The sequence below is a fragment of the Aureibacter tunicatorum genome, assembly GCF_036492635.1.
Lineage (GTDB): Bacteria > Bacteroidota > Bacteroidia > Cytophagales > Cyclobacteriaceae > Aureibacter > Aureibacter tunicatorum.
Genome location: NZ_AP025306.1, coordinates 15,008 through 32,365 on the forward strand (window position 1 = coordinate 15,008; position 17,358 = coordinate 32,365).

Genomic DNA, 17,358 nt, shown 5'->3' on the forward strand with positions numbered 1-17,358 from the left:
ATCATAGGGTTAATTATTTACGTTTACCATCCTTCCAATTGTTGGAAGGCTTTCTTAAGCTCTTGAGCCTCTTCAGGATAATCTTTGATCATTTCTTTTATCATATTTATAGCTTGTTTTTCTTTTGAATTACTTAAATAAAAATTGAGTAGCCCTATTTTACTATTGAAATCATTCATGAGGTTAATTTCCTTCTTAAGGTATCCCTCCGCTTTTTTCTTATCACCTTTGTAATCATACATCATCGCTAGGTTATGAGCTACACGTGGGATGTTGGTGTCGATCTGGTAAGATTTTTCAAGAATTGTTAAAGCTTCATCATAGGCTTCCATTTCGGAAAGAAATAAAGCATAATTGTAGATGGCTTGGGCATCTTTTGGCTCATGATAGATATAATCTTCAAACTGCTGTTTAGCATGATCATTTCTTCCTAAACGATGATAAATATGGGCTAGGTTGAGTTTGACAAAATGCATTTTTTTGTCTTGTTCCAAAGCTTTTAAATAGTAATCTATCGCCAGTTCGTTTTTTCCCTGATTATTATAAAAGTTGCCCAAGTTAAATTTCCCCATGGGGAAGTCAGCATTGTAAATCAAGACTTGCTCGTACTCGTCTTTAGCGTTATTGTAATTTTTTTTGTATTCGGATGGGATATTATGCTCACCTATGCTTGATAGCAAACGAGCGGTTTCAGTACGTACAGCTTTAGTTTCGTCATTTAACAATGGGAGTAGTCGATGAATATCTTCTTGCGACTGGATTTGATTAGATTTTAATGTAGCTATTCTCATTCCAGGGGCAAGGTGTCCTATATAATCATCCACGACAGTTTTTAGAGAATCTTGGAAATATGTTCCAAGATGTTGAATGGCAAGTGATCTGATATTCATGGGGTATAATTCATCTCCGGCAATATTTTTAAGCCTTTCCACGCTTGTTTCATCTTCATTTCGCGCGCCACTAAAAGCGTCAGCAAAGTGGAATCGTCGTCTTTTTCCATACCATTCTGTTACATGGCTTTCAGCCCATTGAGGGCTTTCTTCTGTGTGGCATTGATTACAAGCGTTTGGAACCTCGTGCTTGATCGTCAAGTCAGGGCGAGGAATACGAAAACTGTGATCTCGACGATAGTCTACACCCATATAATTTTGGCCGTGCATATGGCAATTGACGCATAATGCGCCAGAGCCCACCTCCATTTTAATTCCTGCTTCTGATGTGAGCGCATTTCCATCCATACCTTCTGTCTTATGAAAATGATGTTCTGGCGTATCGTATATGTCAGGGATGTGGCATTGAGCGCACAGTCGATTATATTGCTTCTCATCATTGCCGTAGATTAGCTTGCCACTGTGCACATTATGACAGTCATTGCATTGCACTCCCTTCATATGCATTTTACTTTGTGTGAAGGATGCATGGACATAGTCTTCTTCTTTAATTTGACCATCTATATGCCATGTTGGATCTTCGGGTGAGTTTGGAATCACATGGTCATAAATGCTTTTTGCATGATGATCGAAATCTTGTATGGAAGCTCTTCGGCTATGGCAACGCACACAGTTGTTCACAAACTCTATATGGTCTATGCCACTTGTTTTTACAGATAGTCCATGGTTAGGGATGTCTTCTTTCGCATATTCAGGCAAGGTTGCCCATTTTAAATGTTCCGATGCTGGACCGTGGCAGGATTCACAACTTACATTGATTTCTGACCATGTGGTATTATAAGTGTCGGTTTTGTGATTATAATTTTTCTCTAAATTAGTGGAATGACAGTCTGCGCACATGCCGTTCCAATTCTGGGCTTGATTAGTCCAGTGTAGCCAATCGTCATGATTGATTTCCTGATCAGCGTATACATGATCAGCCATATGGTACCAACGTTTGTTTTCTGTATCCCAAGTTAGAGCCAGAGTTTGCAAACGACCGCCCGGAAATTCTACAAGGTACTGCTGTAAAGGGTTGTAGCCAAACACATATTTGATTTCAAAATCTTCCATATCTCCTTCAGCGCCATCGGTATGTACCATGAATTTTCCATCTTTTTTGAAAAATCGATGCGTATTTCCTTGAGCCTCAAAAGTGATATTGTTAAAATCACCAAGCACGCTCTCATCCGTAGCCTCAGCCATTGCTTTATAATGATCCGAGGTAAGCCAGTCATCATATTCCGATTGATGACATTCAATGCATGATTTCGATCCTGTAAATGTGGCTTTCTGTACCTTTTTTAAAGCATGGTCGTCGCCTATATTTGATTTGACGACCAAATAAAGAGGCAAGAAAAGACTAGCGACAACACCCAAGACGCGAACAAGCTGAATATATTTTGATGTATTTCTCATTTATGCGTAGGTTAGTTGAGAAGCTTCGTATTTTTGTCTTTTGATCGGCTTTGTCACATTTACCATCACTTTGTTATCTTGAATACTGATCGGGTAAATATCTAAAGCTCTTGTGGCTGGAGGCGAGACTACTTCTCCATATTTGCTAAATGCAGAGGCATGACAAGGGCACACGAACATATCTTTGCTCTGGTTGAACTGGACAGCACAACCCAAGTGAGTGCATTTGGTAGAAATAGCTAGCATTCCTCCATTTTCGATCTTGGAAAGATAGAAATGCGCTGAGCTGTATGGGTAGATATGATTATTTTTGAAATTATTGATATCCCCAGCTTCATACCATTCATCCAATGTATTACCCTCTTTTTTATTTGACAATAAACTAGAGAAAATATAAAGCACATTAAGGGATAAAATCGCTTGTATAGTGCGTTTGATAAAATTTCTTCGGTTGATCTTTTGTTCAAATAATCTCATCTCACATTAATCTTTTTCTTAAACAAACAAACTCATTCCTTCTCCTCTGAAGAAGGTTCCCACAATGGTCATCACTAGATAAGCCATCATAATGATTGTGAAGCAGGCCATTACCAAATCAATTTTTGAAGCCTGATATTTTATTTTGAGAAAATAGAGAAATACAGAAGCAGGAATCATATAGAATAATGCCAGCAACAGTCCAGTGCTTATCAATGAAGGAACATTTGGCATGAGTTGAGTTCCATTCCACCAATATTCACTGAATAAAGTAATTGATAGGGTAAATAGAATTCCGAAAATAATTGAGAAGATCGTAAGCTTTTTTCCTTTTTCTGAATTGAACCAAACTCCTACATTCAAATCACTGAATTTCATATATGGCGTATAAATCAGAAAGAAGATGACTGCCGATGGAATGACACATATTGCAAATATAGGATGAAGGTGAAGCAGTAATTCTTGAACGCCCATAAAGTACCATGGAGCCTTGCTAGGGTTGGGACTAATTAAAGGGTTTGCCTTTTCTTGCAAAGGGGCATTGACTAATGTGGAGAGCACTAGCAGGGAGATGATAACTATTAAAGCGACAAACATTTCTTTATACAATAGATGCGGGGAAGTAGGCACGGTCTCCCGATTTTCCATGTTGGCAACGGTAACTCCTTTAGATTTTCGGATCAACCAGAAATGCACAGACATGAAAGCAACCATTAACAAAGGGAGTAATCCGGTATGAAAATGATAAAAACGGAGCAAGGTCGTTTCGGATACCTCATTGCTTCCTCTGATCATATCAGCGAGAAAATCCCCGACAAATGGGATAACAGTTAACATATTGGCCATGATCGTTACCGCCCAATATGACAGCTGATCCCAAGGCAATAAATAACCTGTGAAATTTGAAAACACAACCAAAAAGAAAAGAAGCAATCCATAGAACCAATTTTTACGGCGATCATGGTAGATAGATTGCGAATAGAATACACGAATCAGATGAAGAAAGGATACGAGCACTAATCCCATGCCACTCCAGTAGTGGATGTTTCTTAACAATTGCCCAAAAAGAATTTCATTTTGAAGTTCGACAATAGAGTCGTAAGCCCCCTTGACAGAAGGAACATAGGCAAAGCGTAAAAGCATGCCTGAGGCAAAAAGAATAACAAAAAATAATGAGGATATGCCTCCTAGGCCGAATGTTCGGGTAAATTTGATGGATTGAGCATTTACTCGTTTAGGATGTAAATGCAAGAGTAGTTTGGTAAATGCTTTTGAATGTCCGGCTGTGTTCATATTGAAGTCTGTTTTGTAGGTATATTGATTAAGTAGGTTTGATCATTGATTATACTAACAGATGCAGAGTTATAGTCAAATGAATGATAGCCCACCATTTTTTACAAAACGGTAGGGCTATCCCTTGTTTCACATCAGACTTACAAGTATTTTTAGTTGCTTATAAAAAATTGGGAGATATTTTTTTACCCTGAGTTTTCAATCAAATCTAAGGGCCATCCCACTTTGATAATATCAGTTTATTTGTCTCTTTTCATTTTTGAGTAATCCATATTTGGATATTCTTTCATACTCTCAAAATAAGGAGTCATCGCTTTTTGGAACTTGAAGAACAGTGGAATACCACCACTTCGGCCATAAAGGTTGAACATCTCTTTAGGATCTGTGCTCAGGTTATAAAATTCAGGAAGCTGACCTAGCTTGATAGGAGGTGCGATACAACTTCTAAATTTGTTGAATTTCACAAAGTGAGCTTTGTACTGCTCCCAACGAACTGCTGTCAATTCACCATAATAGTATACCAGACGGTGATCGCGGTTAGAGTGCTCTTGCTTTCCAAGTAGGAAATCTGTTTGATCAAAACCATCAATTGGTCTATCATCAGGCATTTTAGCGCCTACAATGTTTGCAATTGTTGGCATGATATCCATTGCGTGGAACATTTCATCTGATTTCCAGTTTGAACGGATTTTGTTCTGCCAAGACATCATACCTACCGTACGACATCCACCTTCCCAGAACCTAGCTCTCCAGCCCATGGGCCAGGATCTCCATTGTGATCAGCCTCTGGCGAATAACGTGTAGGACCGTTATCTGAGAAGAAGATAATGATTGTATTCTCACGGATACCAGCATCATCAATCGCTCCAACAATTTGGCTTACGTTGTGATCAATTTCCATTAGAACATCTGTATAAGCTCCACCTTTTGATTTACCCACGAAATCTGGGTGAGGAACAACAGGGTGGTGAGGGTTGATGAATGTTGTTAGAAGGAAAAATGGTTCTTTTTTCTTCGCATGCTTCTTAATGTATTTGACACTTTTTTCTGTAAGTTCGCTATCAATTAGACCTCTCTTTTCAAGCGTCATGTCAGCAACAACTTTAGCCTTTTCTCCCGCTTTTGCGGAAAGAATTGCTTGCGGAGGAAGCATATCCTCTTGGTAACCAGGGAATGTTTTGTCTGTTGGGAAACTTGAGTTTGAAACACCATACCATTCATCAAATCCTTGATGATGAGGCAATCTTTCTTCAATATCTCCAAGGTGCCATTTTCCGTAATTGGCTGTTGCGTATCCTTCAGATTTCAAGATCTCAGCAATAGTAACCTCCATTGGGTGAAGTCCTCCAGGCTCTCCTGGTATAGCATAGCCTGAAGTACCTGAGCGGATTGGCATACGTCCTGTCATGAATGATGCTCTAGATGAAGTACAACTTACATCAACTTGAAAATCCATGAATTGAATTCCTTCAGAAGCTAATTTATCCATATGCGGAGTTGGAGCGCGCAATCCTCCATAGCATCCCATGTCACCATAGCCTTGATTGTCCGTCATCATAATTACGATATTCGGCTTATCTTGAGCAAAACTAATGGTGGCTGTCCAGCACATTAGTAATGATAAGATAAATGGTTTCATCACACTTTTCATACTCATAAAATTAAGTTTCATATTAAAAATGTCGGCGTAAACAGCGTGCACTCCTGTTTGTGATCGCGATATTGCATTGTCAAATAATTAAAAGAGTTCAGAGATATACTATTCGATTAGAAGTGATGAGCGAAGTCATTTTTAAAATACTAATAGAAGTATCTTTTCTTAATTTTTCTTTCGCAAAATCATTCATAATAATCATATCTTTGCCCTCAATTAAATGATATGAACAAAATTCGTTAATGTATGCGGAATTGTTAATTCAAATTATTGTCAACAGTATTCAAATAAATAACATTAAGCTATTACAATAGTAGAATAAAGTATTAGGAAGCGAATCTATAATGAGCAAATCAACAATAGTTATAAGAACGGAAGAGGAAAGACCGCACCTTTTTTATCAGGATTTTAGTCAAAAACATGGAGGGACTTGGGATGGGTCTCATTATAAATTTGACAACGATCTTGGTCGTGGCAACTTCTGCGCGTATACTTATCTTAATGGTGTTGTTATAGTGATGGCTGACTACAATGTTAAACTTCCTGTCGAAATCATCAATATTCCTAAGAATGAAGAACGTATTGTCGCAATTCGTATTGGGTTTCATGGGAATATGTTAGGTCACTCGTCTGATATGGGAAATGCTGAGGGAATATCCATTTATGATGCAAATCGTCCCTATAATTTGACTTTCCCAGGCAATAAGACCATTCGATGGATGTCTATACGAGTGCCCTTGCGACTTATTGATGACTGGAAAACATCAGATATACAGGGGGATAAATTTTTTAGAAGGCTAAAGGAGGAAAAAGATTGGTTCTTTTACCATCGGCTTTCACCTGAGATTGAATCACTTGTACGAAGCGCATTCATGTCAATGGAGGATATCAGACTTAACAAATCCATATTTTATTCGCGCGCTTATGAGATCATTGCTCGGCTTATTCTTCTGATCGAAGATGATTCCAGCCAGCCTGTGAGCAAAACCATTCATCCAGATGATTTCTCATTGATGCATAAGATAAAAGAACAGCTTTTGTCAGATTTTTCTGTGTTGCCTAATATTGGAGCAATAAGCGAGCAATACAATATCACGGACTCAAAATTGCAACGTTCATTCAAGGCTGTATTTGGAATGCCTATCATCAAGTTCTACAATCAACATCGATTAGAAGAAGCCAATCGTTTGTTTAAATACACAACAAAGAGCATTTTGGAAATTAGCGAAGAACTTGGCTTTCATAGCGCTTCTCACTTAAGCAGAACATTTAAACAACAGTTTGGATATAGTCCGAATGAGTTGAGGGCTATGAAATAGATGGGCTTTAATGAGTTTTTTGAATCAACTGAGTTTGGCTTCTATGACTCATTTTATGAGGATTTGTTGCGTTTTTAAAAATCTGCTATGGCGAATACCCTAAGCATCGATTTGGAAAAACGGAAATGGGCGAAGATCAAGCCTATCTTTGCGAAGGTTATTTTGGGTATTATAAGCATGTGAATCCATACATGAATATAATGAGAGCTTTGATCGAGATGGGGCGAGCTCCATATGAAGTGATGGAATTAATAAGAATAAAGGATAAAAAAGATAAGAAAGCGAAGAGGAGCAAGCAACCTCAACTTTAGAATCGATAAGTACTTTTCATAATCTAATATTGAAGAACAATGATCTTTTAGGGCCAAGCAATGACCCTTTAGGGATAAAATGAAAAGCTTCGTTGGTTTACATTTGTGGCAGGTATAAAATATACCATATAGGCATATAGTCTAAGTTTATGGTTTAATTATTATCTGAAAAATATGCTGAACTATCGATTTATTCTCCCTTGTTTAGGGACTCTAGTATCAAGTGTGACAGGCTTTTCGCAAGAACAGTCAAGAGCTTTTCCTAACAATGCAATTAACGCAATCCCCTATCCATTAGAGAGCTGGCAAGGGGTTCAAGGTAAGACTCTAAAAGATTCTAAACCTGATTTTATTCGACCAAAAAAAGCACCTGAAGGAGCTCCCAACGTTTTGTTGATTATGCTGGATGATACAGGTTACTCAAGTGCTTCATCTTTTGGAGGCTCAATGAATACAGAGACTTTTGATCGGATAGGTGATGAAGGCATCCGTTACACACATATGTCTGTCAATGCAATAAGCTCTCCTACTAGAGGTTCATTGCTTACTGGATATAATATGCATCAAATTGGCACAGGAGTAATCAATGAAGCCGCTACAGGGTATCCTGGATATAATTCTCAAATTGATTATACAACTCCATCTGTAGCTAAAATACTGAAAGACAATGGTTATGCAACCGCCGCTTTTGGTAAATGGCATAATACAAAATTAGAAGAGGCTTCTCCTGCAGGGCCTTTTGAGGGGTGGCCTACTGGTATATGGGGGTTTGATTTCTTTTATGGATTCATGGGAGGAGAGACAAATCAATTTTATCCATTGCTATACCAAGGGACAACGCCTATTGATACTCCTAATGAAAATGCTGACGGGACTACTTATCATTTGTCAGCGGACATGGCTGATCAGACTATTAAGTGGTTGGATAATTGGAAAGGGCTTCGAGATGATCCTTTTTTCATATATTATGCTCCTGGAGCAGTTCATGCACCCATACATGTTCCGGAAGACTGGAGAGATAAATATAAGGGACGCTATGATGAAGGATATGAGGCTCTTAGGTTAGAGCAATTTGATAAGCAAAAAGAAATTGGACTTGTGCCTAAAGATGCTGAGCTGGTGGACTGGCCTTCATCTATTCCTGAATGGAACTCATTTAGTGAAGAAGGAAAAAAGTATCTTCGTAGACAGATGGAGGTAAATGCCGCTTTTCTGGAATATACAGACTTTCACATTGGACGAGTGATTACTCATCTTGAGGAAATGGGAGAGCTGGATAATACCTTTATTATGTATTTAACCGCTGATAATGGTTGCAGTTCTGAAGGGACGCCAACAGGATCATGTTCAGAGTTGTTGACTGTAAATGGTTTTCCTGAATTTTCTATGGAAGAGCAGTTAGACATTCTAGAAAAACTGGGTGGTTTGGATGAATGGGGAGGTCCAAATATGGCGAATCACTATGCTGTTGGTTGGGCATATGCTTCATCTACACCTTTTCAGTGGACGAAGCAAATGGCTTCACATTTTGGAGGAGTGATGACTTCTACAGCGGTTCGTTATCCGAAGGAAATAAAAGCTAAAGGTGAGTGGAGAAGACAATTTCAAAATGTAACGGATATTGTCCCGACTATTTTGGATGTAACTGGAGTTCCAATTCCTGATTATGTTAATGGACAGAAGCGCGTAGAATATCCTGGCGTATCAATGCGTTATGCATGGAACGATGCAGATGCAAAAACCAATCATAAAACCCAATATTTTGAAACAGTGGGATTCATTGGCATCTATCATGAAGGGTGGAGTTTAGCAGCTAGTCCTTATCGAGTTCCTTGGCTGTTTGATGCACAAGCCTTAGCTAATATGGATCCACTTTCTACAGAATGGGAGTTATATAGCATTGATGAGGACCCCATACAATCCAAAAACATAGCAGACAAACATCCTGAAAAAGTAAAAGAGCTTGAAGAACTTTTCTGGGAAGAGGCAGAAAAATATAATGTATTTCCAGTAGGTGGTGGTTTGGGAACATTGCTTCAACCAGAATCAAGTGAGGCTAAAGGAGCAAAATCTCATTGGGAATTCACTACTAATACTTATCGTGTTCCTGAAATGGCAGGCCCTGAACTAAAGACTAATGATTATGAAGTGAATGCTTATATATCAGCTGATGAAAATACAGAAGGAGTAATTTATGCTTTGGGAGAACATATGGGAGGCCAATCTCTATATATTTTAGATGGAAAATTGATGTTTACTTATCAAACTCTAGGTTATTTTACCTATGAATCGAAAGGAACTAATATCCCTCATGGTGATATCAAAGTAACACTTAGGCATACAGTAAAAGAACGCAAAATTACAGGAGCATCACAGGTAGATTTGTTTATTAATGACAAGCTGGTTGAGACGGTTGAAATCGAGCATACTGTTAGCTTAATGTATGGAGGACATGAAACATTCGATATTGGTCGTGATGAAGGAATGCCCGTTTCACATCATTATGAAAATCGTGGTAAATTTAAATTTACTAGAGGTCAGTTAAAAAAAGTTGTTTTTGATATAGGGAAATAAATTCTTTAAAAATAAAAAGGTTTATGGAGTATTGTATTTAAGATGCACTAATGATTTTGCCATCCTCTTGAAAAAAGGGGGTGGCTGTTTTTATTCCATCAAACTGTAATAAAAAGGTTTTTAGATTTGATAAATGATATATTGAATGAAAAGTGAACCCTTAAAAATCGACTTTAAAGAAAAGGACTTTAGTGATTACAATCAAGTTTTACTTCGAACATTCGGAGGCGAGATAAAAGCTAATACATATACTTTTAGTAAGGGAAATACTAAGATTAAACTCTATGTTCATAGTCAAAAAAGTAAATTCGAGATTCTTCTTTCTGATACTTTTATAGATAGAGAGTTGAGTTTAGATTTTGATCAAGCATTTGATGCCGAATTAATTGTCATAACATTAATTAATAAAGGTGAAATAACCTCCTTGTCTAGCGGCAATAGTAATATTAAAGAAGCAACAGAAGCAAATCTTTTTATCATGAATGTATTGGAGCCAATCCACATTCAGACAACTAGCAAATCCAGATGTCAAAGTCTTACGTTGAAGTTGACTTTGAAAACGTTTCTTTCTCTTGCTCCTAATGCTCATGACATTTATAGACAATTATTTCCTGAAAAGATTCCCTATGTGTATTACTCCTATTTTTCGCAAGAGATTAATCAGGTCTTATCAGAGGTTTTTAACAATGATAGTTCAAGTCCAGCTCATACTTCGTTGGTATTAGCTCGATCATTAGAAATATTATCTTTATTGATAAACACTGTCAGTAAACTGAAAGAAAAGGATGAATTGCGAGGTCTGCATATTGAGGATTATAAGCGAATGCAAAAGGCAAAGGAATTATTATTATCTAGCTTCGAAAAAAGGATGACCATAAACGATTTAGCATTAGAAGTTGGAATTAGCACATCAAAATTAAGCAGGGACTTTAAGAAATTATTCAACAAAACAATTTACCAATTTTATACAGACGCTAAGATGAATGAGGCATATAGTTTGTTAAAATCCGGTAAGTATTCAGTTCAAGAAATATGTTTTAATCTTGGATATGAAAATCATTCCAAGTTCACCAAGATGTTTAAAAAACATAAAGGCTTATGCCCGAGAGATGTTATCAAAGAGTGCTTAAATTAAGATTTTTTTATATAAGAATAGAGTTTGTTAAATTAATGACAAACTCTATTTGAATTAGACACTTTACGATTGGTTGGGTATTCTTCTATTCTGAGAATAGATTCTTATTACAAATTAATTATTCAATTATAATTGGGCGGTTAATCAAATTACCAATTATTACTTTTGGTAAGTATCGTAAGGTCCATTTTTCATTGCGCGGATATCACCTGATTCGTTGATGGATATACCAACAACTTCACCTGTGGTATCGTTTACAAGTTCTCCAGCTCCTTCAAATAGAACAAATCCTTTTATTGTTTTGCCAAAAGACTCTGATGTCATACTCGGAAATTCTAAAAATTCTTTATTGGACTTAGGACGTACAGTAAATTGCTTTGAACCTTCTATTTCAATCGGGAACTCATAAGTCCATCCCCAAGATGTCCATGCTTTGCAAATTTCGGATTTCGCGTATCCATTTTGCCTGACGATTACATTATCAAAATACTGTACATTGCCTTCTGCATCACGGTATAAGCCTTCTTGGTGACCTCCGGCAAAACTATACAAGTGCATTGCAGCTCCATTATTAAAACGATAAGAAGCCCACTCCCAATGCACTGAAGCAAAATCTCCCCATTGTCTGTCTACCCAAGCTCTGCCTGATACCTGAACGCTTTTTTTAGTTCCATCTTCATTATTAATAGTTAATGTCCCTGATAATTGACAGTTTGGAAGACAATAATAGAAACTCCAATCATCTTCAGCCCCTTGTTGGATTAGTCCATCATGGCCATGCTTGTCTTTATGCCAAACCACATCGCTTGCATTTGTCATAACAAAATCCCAAGTAGATTCAGGACAGTCATACTTCATATTCATCGTATCTCCTTTGAAATCCCAGATCAAGGAAACGTCTTCGTTGTTTGTAATATGAAGTTTATTATTCTCAGGATCATACATTTGCTCTAGAGGCAAGTCAGGTAATCGCATTACTCTGATTACTCTATCAGCATTATAGTCAGCTATAGTGTTAGTATGTCCTATGATTCTTCGATTATCATCATTAACTTTCTCCCCGATCATTCGCTCTTTCATATTCTCTCCCATATGATCAGAGTTTCCAGTAAATAGAAAATATGGATTTCCTTCTGCATCATGAACATAAGCCGTCATGTACCACCATCCAAAGGATTTTGCAGACATCCTAGCATGTGGGGCCCAGTTTTCCCAGATGGATCCTTTATCTTTGTTAGGCTCATTAACATAGAATTTTCTTGATTGGAAAGTGTACTCCTTCTCTTTCATTGATTCAACTGCTTCTTTCATAATTAAAAATGTTAATGTTAAATAATCTGTTATTTTAGATGTACATTATAGCTGAAGCTTGACTTCTGGCTATGTCAATCAGGTCAACTATTTCTCTGATTTTGATATGACAAAGGTAAAATAGACGTAACCATTTTATTGCTCCGAAAAAGTCATCCAATAGCCCGAAAGAAGAAGATTTGAATAATGAGTGAAGAAGGGGAAATTCTTGGATTAAATAATTGATTTTAGAAGTGATTATTTTTGAAGAACCTCTTTTGGATTGATTCCTTTTATTTTTTTGAACATCTTAGAAAATTTGGATTGACTCTCGTAACCTGCTTCAATACTGATATCTAATATCGAGTATTTTCCGGTTTTTAATTTTCGGTATGCCTCATCCATCTTTGCATGAAGATGGTACTGATATACGGATTGATTGAATAAAGCTTTAAAGTCTCTTTTTAATTTTGAGATACTGATACAAAACTCATCAGCTAATTCATTCAAAGATATTTTTTGATCTAAATTTTTTAGAAGTACACTCTCAATTTTTAAAACTCGTTGATAATCGATGATTGGCAATCCATTAAGATCATCTTTATCTAGCATTTTTATGATAGATTGAAATAATAAAGCAAAAATTTCAAGAGATTTAGCCATGATTAGCGGAGTTGCTCCAGAAGATTGTATTTTCAACTTGAATATCTCATCTATCAGATTGTTCAATTCTTTTGGGAAAAATGTACAATAGCCCATGCCTTCTTGTGTTGGGAATAACTTCTGAAGAATGCTATGATCCTCTCTCATTAATTGTTTAAAAGCCGACTTCTTTACAAAGAACCCTAAAGTTTGGACATGAGTATTGGCGGGTATGAATGTCCGCATAGGAAATAAACCATTATAAATTAAGACTCCTTTTGTCGAGTTAGCCTTAAGATGTTGTTCTTGATTATCGAAGTTTAGAACGGCTTCACCAGCCTTAAAAAGGTTTATTATAAATAAATCAGGGTTATCATCAGGAGTTCTCAATGATTTTATATCTGATGGATAGCAATAGTCCGCCAGAATAATTTCAAAACCTGAATTAAGTTGATATGAGTCTAATTTTATAAATTCGTTTTGATGTTTATACTTAAAAGAATGTTCAGAAAGTTCCCCTCCAACTTGATCATATAGGGATTTCATCAAGTAAACAGACTCTCCTCCTTTATAATTAATCTCAAGAAATTTCATGATAAATGGATTGTATTACAAAGATAGACTCAGAAAGCAATATACTTGTTTTAATTAATAACTAGCTAGCTATTTTGATCTTTTTGGGATTTAGAATGGACTGAATGGGTTAAGGATACCCACAATAGTCTATTTATTTTTGTAAGGAATAATCACAAAACTAATTGAATATGAGCCACACTGTTAATTTTCTAACTGCCGAGGGAGACATCAAAGAGCAAAGAAAGAACTTCCATATGATGATCAAGCCGATAGGGCCGGTATGCAATTTAGCTTGCGCATATTGTTATTATTTAGAGAAGGAAAATATTTACGAAGATAAAAAGTCTACTCCATCGCGATTCAAGATGTCGGAGGATATTTTGGAAATATATGTAAGGGATTATATCAAATCTCAGCCAAAAGAAAACCCAAAAGTAGTATTTGCCTGGCAGGGAGGAGAGCCGACTCTTTTGGGTGTCGAGTATTTTGAAAAAGCCATCGAATTGCAACAGAAATATACTGATGGGAGAGATATTGAGAATACGCTTCAGACTAATGGGATGTTCATAGATGAGCGCTGGGCTGAATTTTTGGCAACGCATGATTTCTTGGTGGGGATTTCTATCGATGGCCCAAAGGATATCCATGATAATTACAGAGTAAACAAGGGAGGCAAGGGCACTTGGGATCGTGTTATGAAGTCTGTTCAGATACTTCGCAAGCATAACGTTAGATTCAATACGTTGACTGTGGTTAGTAGCTTGACGGCAAAGCATCCGCTTCGAGTGTATAATTTCTTAAAGCAGATCGGAAGCCAGTGGATGCAGTTTTTGCCGATTCAAGAACGCAGGGCGACCAATCCAAAGGAGAAGTTAAAGTTAGTGGCTCATGATTATAAAGGAAAAACGGAAGTGACTGAAGAAACCGTTCGTCCGCAACAATGGAAGCGTTTTTTGACAACAATTTTTGATGAATGGGTTCGAAACGATGTGGGGAGGATATTTGTCAAAGAGTTTGATGATACTTTGGAGAGTTGGTGCGGTCTTACAGCACCTTCATGTGTGCATTCCAAATATTGTGGAGATGGCTTAGCAATAGAGCATAATGGAGATGTCTATACTTGCGACCATTATGTTTATCCAGAGTATAAATTAGGCAATATCAAAGATGAAAGCTTGTTGGCTATTGCAAATTCTCCAGTTCAGGAAAAGTTTGGAACAGACAAATTTGACACGCTTTCCCAGAAATGCAAAGCGTGTCCATTTTTAAAAATCTGCTATGGCGAATGCCCTAAGCATCGATTTGGAAAAACGGAAATGGGCGAAGATCAAGCCTATCTTTGCGAAGGTTATTTTGGGTATTATAAACATGTGACTCCATACATGAATACAATGAGGGCTTTGATCGAGATGAATCGAGCTCCATATGAAGTGATGGAATTAATAAGAATAAAGGATAAAAAAGATAAGAAAGCGAAGGGGAGCAAGCAATCTCAGCTTTAGGTTATTGAAATGCTATTCAAAGTTTTAAGAAAAGAACTGAATAGCATTTTTAGCTTTTGATAAATTGAATTCTACTAAAAACGACTCGTAAAGTCTCCTCTGGCATTCGCTTTAAGAGGAATATCTCCTTTTTCAGTATTCCTTCTTTCAGGGAGAAAATGTTCTCTTCTGATTTTGTTCTCTTGGTCAGCCAAATGAAGCAAGTCTTCTCTGGTTCCGAGAGAAGCTGTATCCATATCATCGGCCGTAGAACTGGAGAGTTTTGGAAATGCCGAATGAATGTCGATAGCCTTGTGCAAGGCATTAGCATATTGAATGAAAAGTGGATGAAGCGTCAAATGTTCTTCACTTCTTGTTTGGGGAATTGCATCGCCTAATTCAATCCATTCGGTTCCGCTTGGATCTGTGTATTGCTCATGTTTTTCAAATATAGTTTTTGAGCCGGGAGACCATAGGGGATCCATGGGAATGGTAATGCCATCATCAGGTTTGTTGGGGAATGCGACTTCGGCTTGGAAGTAACCTTCCTTGAAATGTCGATTTGGACGGATTCTTTTCTTTCTCGTCTCAATAGATGCCAGGCTATCATCTTCCAGCATGCGATGTCCGATTGCTCGATTATTGGGGCGCCAAGCCAAGGTTTTCAACAGTCTTCGGCCGTATTTTCTTGATATGAGTTTTGCGAAGATTGCGTGCAAATGTTCCGCTTGCAGATCTTTGACTTCTCCAAACACATAGTGGTCATCGGGGTGGAAGGGAATTGCCATTCTCATACCTTGGCCCGCTTGAATAAGCATTTTCCAAAGCAAATTAGCTTCTTGCTTTTTCTCAAGGCTTAGGCTTTCCTCATCATACAGCCATGGATTGCTTTGGTAAAGCACGATGTCCTTGACCACTTCTCGATGTTCATCGGACAGCTCGCGAAGCAATGTTCGAATCAAGCTTTGGATCGGGTTTTGGCCTTCCTCAGCCTTGATCGGATGCCTTGAAAACCAACGATAAGCCAAATGCTCCATTTGATCCAAGAGCTCTAATTTTTGATGAGTTATAAAGACTGCTTGCTGAGGCCTCAAGACTCTCAATTCCACATTCGGGTCGACTTGCCTTAAGACCAAGTCTTCCTTGGCGACTATTTGCTCATAGTTGCGCAAGGCTCTTGTCAAATAATATATAAGCGGATCGAAATATCTGTCAGGACTTGATGAGTTGGCAGGCAATAATGAGTCTACAAGTGGCGAAGCAATTGGCTTTGTCGCTTTTTGTCGGGCTTTTCGCTCCAATGTTTTTGAAGACATCAGACATTGCGCGGGAGTAGGAGGTAGCTTTGAAATGCCTTTTTGACTTGAGGCATTGACTCTTTGGGATGTCTTTTTATGCAACAATTCTAACATTTACTTCAGCTACTTGCGTTGGGCTCAGTAAGTGAAACTATTGAAACGCGAGGCTTGTTTACAATCGGATAAACAATGATTATCGTTGCTGTGAGAATCTGATGAGCCTAGTTTTCAATAATAAAGGAAAAAGTCAAAAAATAATGACGAATGGTTTTACGTGTATATTTTTATGTTTTAGAAATCCATTCGCCATATTCACTACTCTTAATAGAATCTTGGCAAAATGAATTGTAGCTGGAATCTGGTTTCCCAAGGTCCTCGTTCATCAGGTTTGACAACATTGTAATTAAATCCTGCTGAGAAGTTTAGAGGTAATTTACCCACAAAGAAAACCTTTCCAACATTTAGTCCAAATGGAACTACCCAACTTTGTGATTTTTCCGCATTCCAATTATTAGTAATGATGGGGGCTGAATTAATGTAAATCCCATGGGAGAAGTTGTAGTTAACAAAGTACTGAATAAGCAGATTATTGAAGTTTTCATGCTTGCTTATCGTCCAAACATTGTTGACGAGTCCTCCAATAACCCAAGGTCCTGTCATCACAACTCCTACAACGGAAGGTCCTATTCCAAAGCGATTTCTGCCTACTTGATCCGAAGTTGAAGTTGGTAGCTGTATGATAGGTCCGGCTCCCCAGATGAATTTGCCTAGTTTGGAGGGCGTGAAAAATAAAGACAATTGGGAGTTGCCGAGAGCTGTTTTTGATTTATCTTCAGTGAATGAAGGTTGAGTGATTATCGGTACAATTAGTCTGGATATAATATTAAACTTCTTGAAGGTGAATGGGAAAACAGGCTGAATGTTTAATCCGTTCTGGCTTCTTTTGAATGGAACGTATTT

14 protein-coding genes are annotated in these 17,358 nt (G+C 37.5%); 5 read left to right on the top strand and 9 right to left on the bottom strand.

Going from position 1 to position 17,358, the window contains the following annotated elements; genetic code table 11:
- Positions 1-23: 23 nt before the first annotated feature.
- The 5 genes from AABK36_RS20160 to AABK36_RS20180 form a co-directional block, all read right to left on the bottom strand.
- Positions 24-2,348: a tetratricopeptide repeat protein gene (locus AABK36_RS20160; RefSeq protein WP_309940728.1), complete on the bottom strand. Its 2,325-nt coding sequence runs from the start codon at positions 2,346-2,348 to the stop codon at positions 24-26.
- The gene (locus AABK36_RS20165; RefSeq protein WP_309940724.1) at positions 2,349-2,825 is read right to left on the bottom strand and encodes a QcrA and Rieske domain-containing protein; all 477 of its coding nucleotides are present in this window, start codon (positions 2,823-2,825) and stop codon (positions 2,349-2,351) included.
- An 18-nt stretch (positions 2,826-2,843) separates the two neighbouring features.
- Entirely contained in the window at positions 2,844-4,118 is a 1,275-nt protein-coding gene (locus AABK36_RS20170) for a cytochrome b N-terminal domain-containing protein (RefSeq protein WP_309940722.1), read from the bottom strand.
- Positions 4,119-4,357: 239 nt separating this feature from the next.
- The gene (locus tag AABK36_RS20175; RefSeq protein WP_309940720.1) at positions 4,358-4,876 is read right to left on the bottom strand and encodes a sulfatase/phosphatase domain-containing protein; all 519 of its coding nucleotides are present in this window, start codon (positions 4,874-4,876) and stop codon (positions 4,358-4,360) included.
- Positions 4,831-5,775 (bottom strand): sulfatase-like hydrolase/transferase, encoded by a 945-nt coding sequence (locus tag AABK36_RS20180; RefSeq protein ID WP_309940717.1) that lies wholly within the window; start codon positions 5,773-5,775, stop codon positions 4,831-4,833. Before AABK36_RS20180 ends, AABK36_RS20175 begins: the two co-directional genes overlap by 46 nt.
- Positions 5,776-6,116: 341 nt before the next feature.
- Here AABK36_RS20180 and AABK36_RS20185 point away from each other — a divergent pair, with 341 nt between their 5' ends.
- The 4 genes from AABK36_RS20185 (at position 6,117) to AABK36_RS20200 (ending at position 11,111) form a co-directional block, all read left to right on the top strand.
- Entirely contained in the window at positions 6,117-7,091 is a 975-nt protein-coding gene (locus AABK36_RS20185) for a helix-turn-helix transcriptional regulator (protein WP_309940714.1), read from the top strand.
- A gap of 125 nt (positions 7,092-7,216) precedes the next feature.
- Positions 7,217-7,402 carry a hypothetical protein gene (locus tag AABK36_RS20190; protein ID WP_309940712.1) on the top strand — a complete coding sequence of 62 codons (186 nt, stop codon included), beginning with the start codon at positions 7,217-7,219 and terminating at the stop codon, positions 7,400-7,402.
- Positions 7,403-7,576: 174 nt separating this feature from the next.
- Complete coding sequence (locus AABK36_RS20195) at positions 7,577-9,976, top strand: arylsulfatase (protein ID WP_309940711.1); 2,400 nt, start codon at positions 7,577-7,579, stop codon at positions 9,974-9,976.
- A 145-nt stretch (positions 9,977-10,121) separates the two neighbouring features.
- Positions 10,122-11,111 carry a helix-turn-helix domain-containing protein gene (locus AABK36_RS20200; RefSeq protein ID WP_309940710.1) on the top strand — a complete coding sequence of 330 codons (990 nt, stop codon included), beginning with the start codon at positions 10,122-10,124 and terminating at the stop codon, positions 11,109-11,111.
- Positions 11,112-11,270: 159 nt separating this feature from the next.
- On the opposite strand, the gene AABK36_RS20205 is transcribed toward AABK36_RS20200, so the two are convergent.
- Together AABK36_RS20205 and AABK36_RS20210 are read right to left on the bottom strand one after the other, a co-directional pair.
- Entirely contained in the window at positions 11,271-12,422 is a 1,152-nt protein-coding gene (locus tag AABK36_RS20205) for a lipocalin-like domain-containing protein (protein ID WP_309940709.1), read from the bottom strand.
- Positions 12,423-12,659: 237 nt separating this feature from the next.
- Positions 12,660-13,637, bottom strand: a complete 978-nt coding sequence (locus AABK36_RS20210; RefSeq protein WP_309940706.1) for a helix-turn-helix domain-containing protein — start codon at positions 13,635-13,637, stop codon at positions 12,660-12,662.
- Between the two features lie 170 nt (positions 13,638-13,807).
- Here AABK36_RS20210 and AABK36_RS20215 point away from each other — a divergent pair, with 170 nt between their 5' ends.
- A complete protein-coding gene (locus AABK36_RS20215) occupies positions 13,808-15,121 on the top strand; it encodes an anaerobic sulfatase maturase (RefSeq protein ID WP_309940703.1) in 1,314 nt (437 codons plus the stop codon).
- Positions 15,122-15,195: 74 nt separating this feature from the next.
- Here AABK36_RS20215 and AABK36_RS20220 read toward each other — a convergent pair whose 3' ends face one another.
- Together AABK36_RS20220 and AABK36_RS20225 are read right to left on the bottom strand one after the other, a co-directional pair.
- The gene (locus AABK36_RS20220) at positions 15,196-16,512 is read right to left on the bottom strand and encodes a hypothetical protein (RefSeq protein ID WP_309940700.1); all 1,317 of its coding nucleotides are present in this window, start codon (positions 16,510-16,512) and stop codon (positions 15,196-15,198) included.
- A 207-nt stretch (positions 16,513-16,719) separates the two neighbouring features.
- A complete protein-coding gene (locus AABK36_RS20225; RefSeq protein ID WP_309940696.1) occupies positions 16,720-17,196 on the bottom strand; it encodes a hypothetical protein in 477 nt (158 codons plus the stop codon).
- Between the last annotated feature and the right edge of the window lie 162 nt (positions 17,197-17,358).

Coding starts and splice junctions, on each gene's coding strand:
- AABK36_RS20160 (WP_309940728.1), bottom strand. CDS start 2,348: ATGAGAAATACATCAAAATATATTCAGCTTGTTCGCGTCTTGGGTGTT.
- AABK36_RS20165 (WP_309940724.1), bottom strand. CDS start 2,825: ATGAGATTATTTGAACAAAAGATCAACCGAAGAAATTTTATCAAACGC.
- AABK36_RS20170 (WP_309940722.1), bottom strand. CDS start 4,118: ATGAACACAGCCGGACATTCAAAAGCATTTACCAAACTACTCTTGCAT.
- AABK36_RS20175 (WP_309940720.1), bottom strand. CDS start 4,876: ATGGGCTGGAGAGCTAGGTTCTGGGAAGGTGGATGTCGTACGGTAGGT.
- AABK36_RS20180 (WP_309940717.1), bottom strand. CDS start 5,775: ATGAGTATGAAAAGTGTGATGAAACCATTTATCTTATCATTACTAATG.
- AABK36_RS20185 (WP_309940714.1), top strand. CDS start 6,117: ATGAGCAAATCAACAATAGTTATAAGAACGGAAGAGGAAAGACCGCAC.
- AABK36_RS20190 (WP_309940712.1), top strand. CDS start 7,217: ATGGGCGAAGATCAAGCCTATCTTTGCGAAGGTTATTTTGGGTATTAT.
- AABK36_RS20195 (WP_309940711.1), top strand. CDS start 7,577: ATGCTGAACTATCGATTTATTCTCCCTTGTTTAGGGACTCTAGTATCA.
- AABK36_RS20200 (WP_309940710.1), top strand. CDS start 10,122: ATGAAAAGTGAACCCTTAAAAATCGACTTTAAAGAAAAGGACTTTAGT.
- AABK36_RS20205 (WP_309940709.1), bottom strand. CDS start 12,422: ATGAAAGAAGCAGTTGAATCAATGAAAGAGAAGGAGTACACTTTCCAA.
- AABK36_RS20210 (WP_309940706.1), bottom strand. CDS start 13,637: ATGAAATTTCTTGAGATTAATTATAAAGGAGGAGAGTCTGTTTACTTG.
- AABK36_RS20215 (WP_309940703.1), top strand. CDS start 13,808: ATGAGCCACACTGTTAATTTTCTAACTGCCGAGGGAGACATCAAAGAG.
- AABK36_RS20220 (WP_309940700.1), bottom strand. CDS start 16,512: ATGTTAGAATTGTTGCATAAAAAGACATCCCAAAGAGTCAATGCCTCA.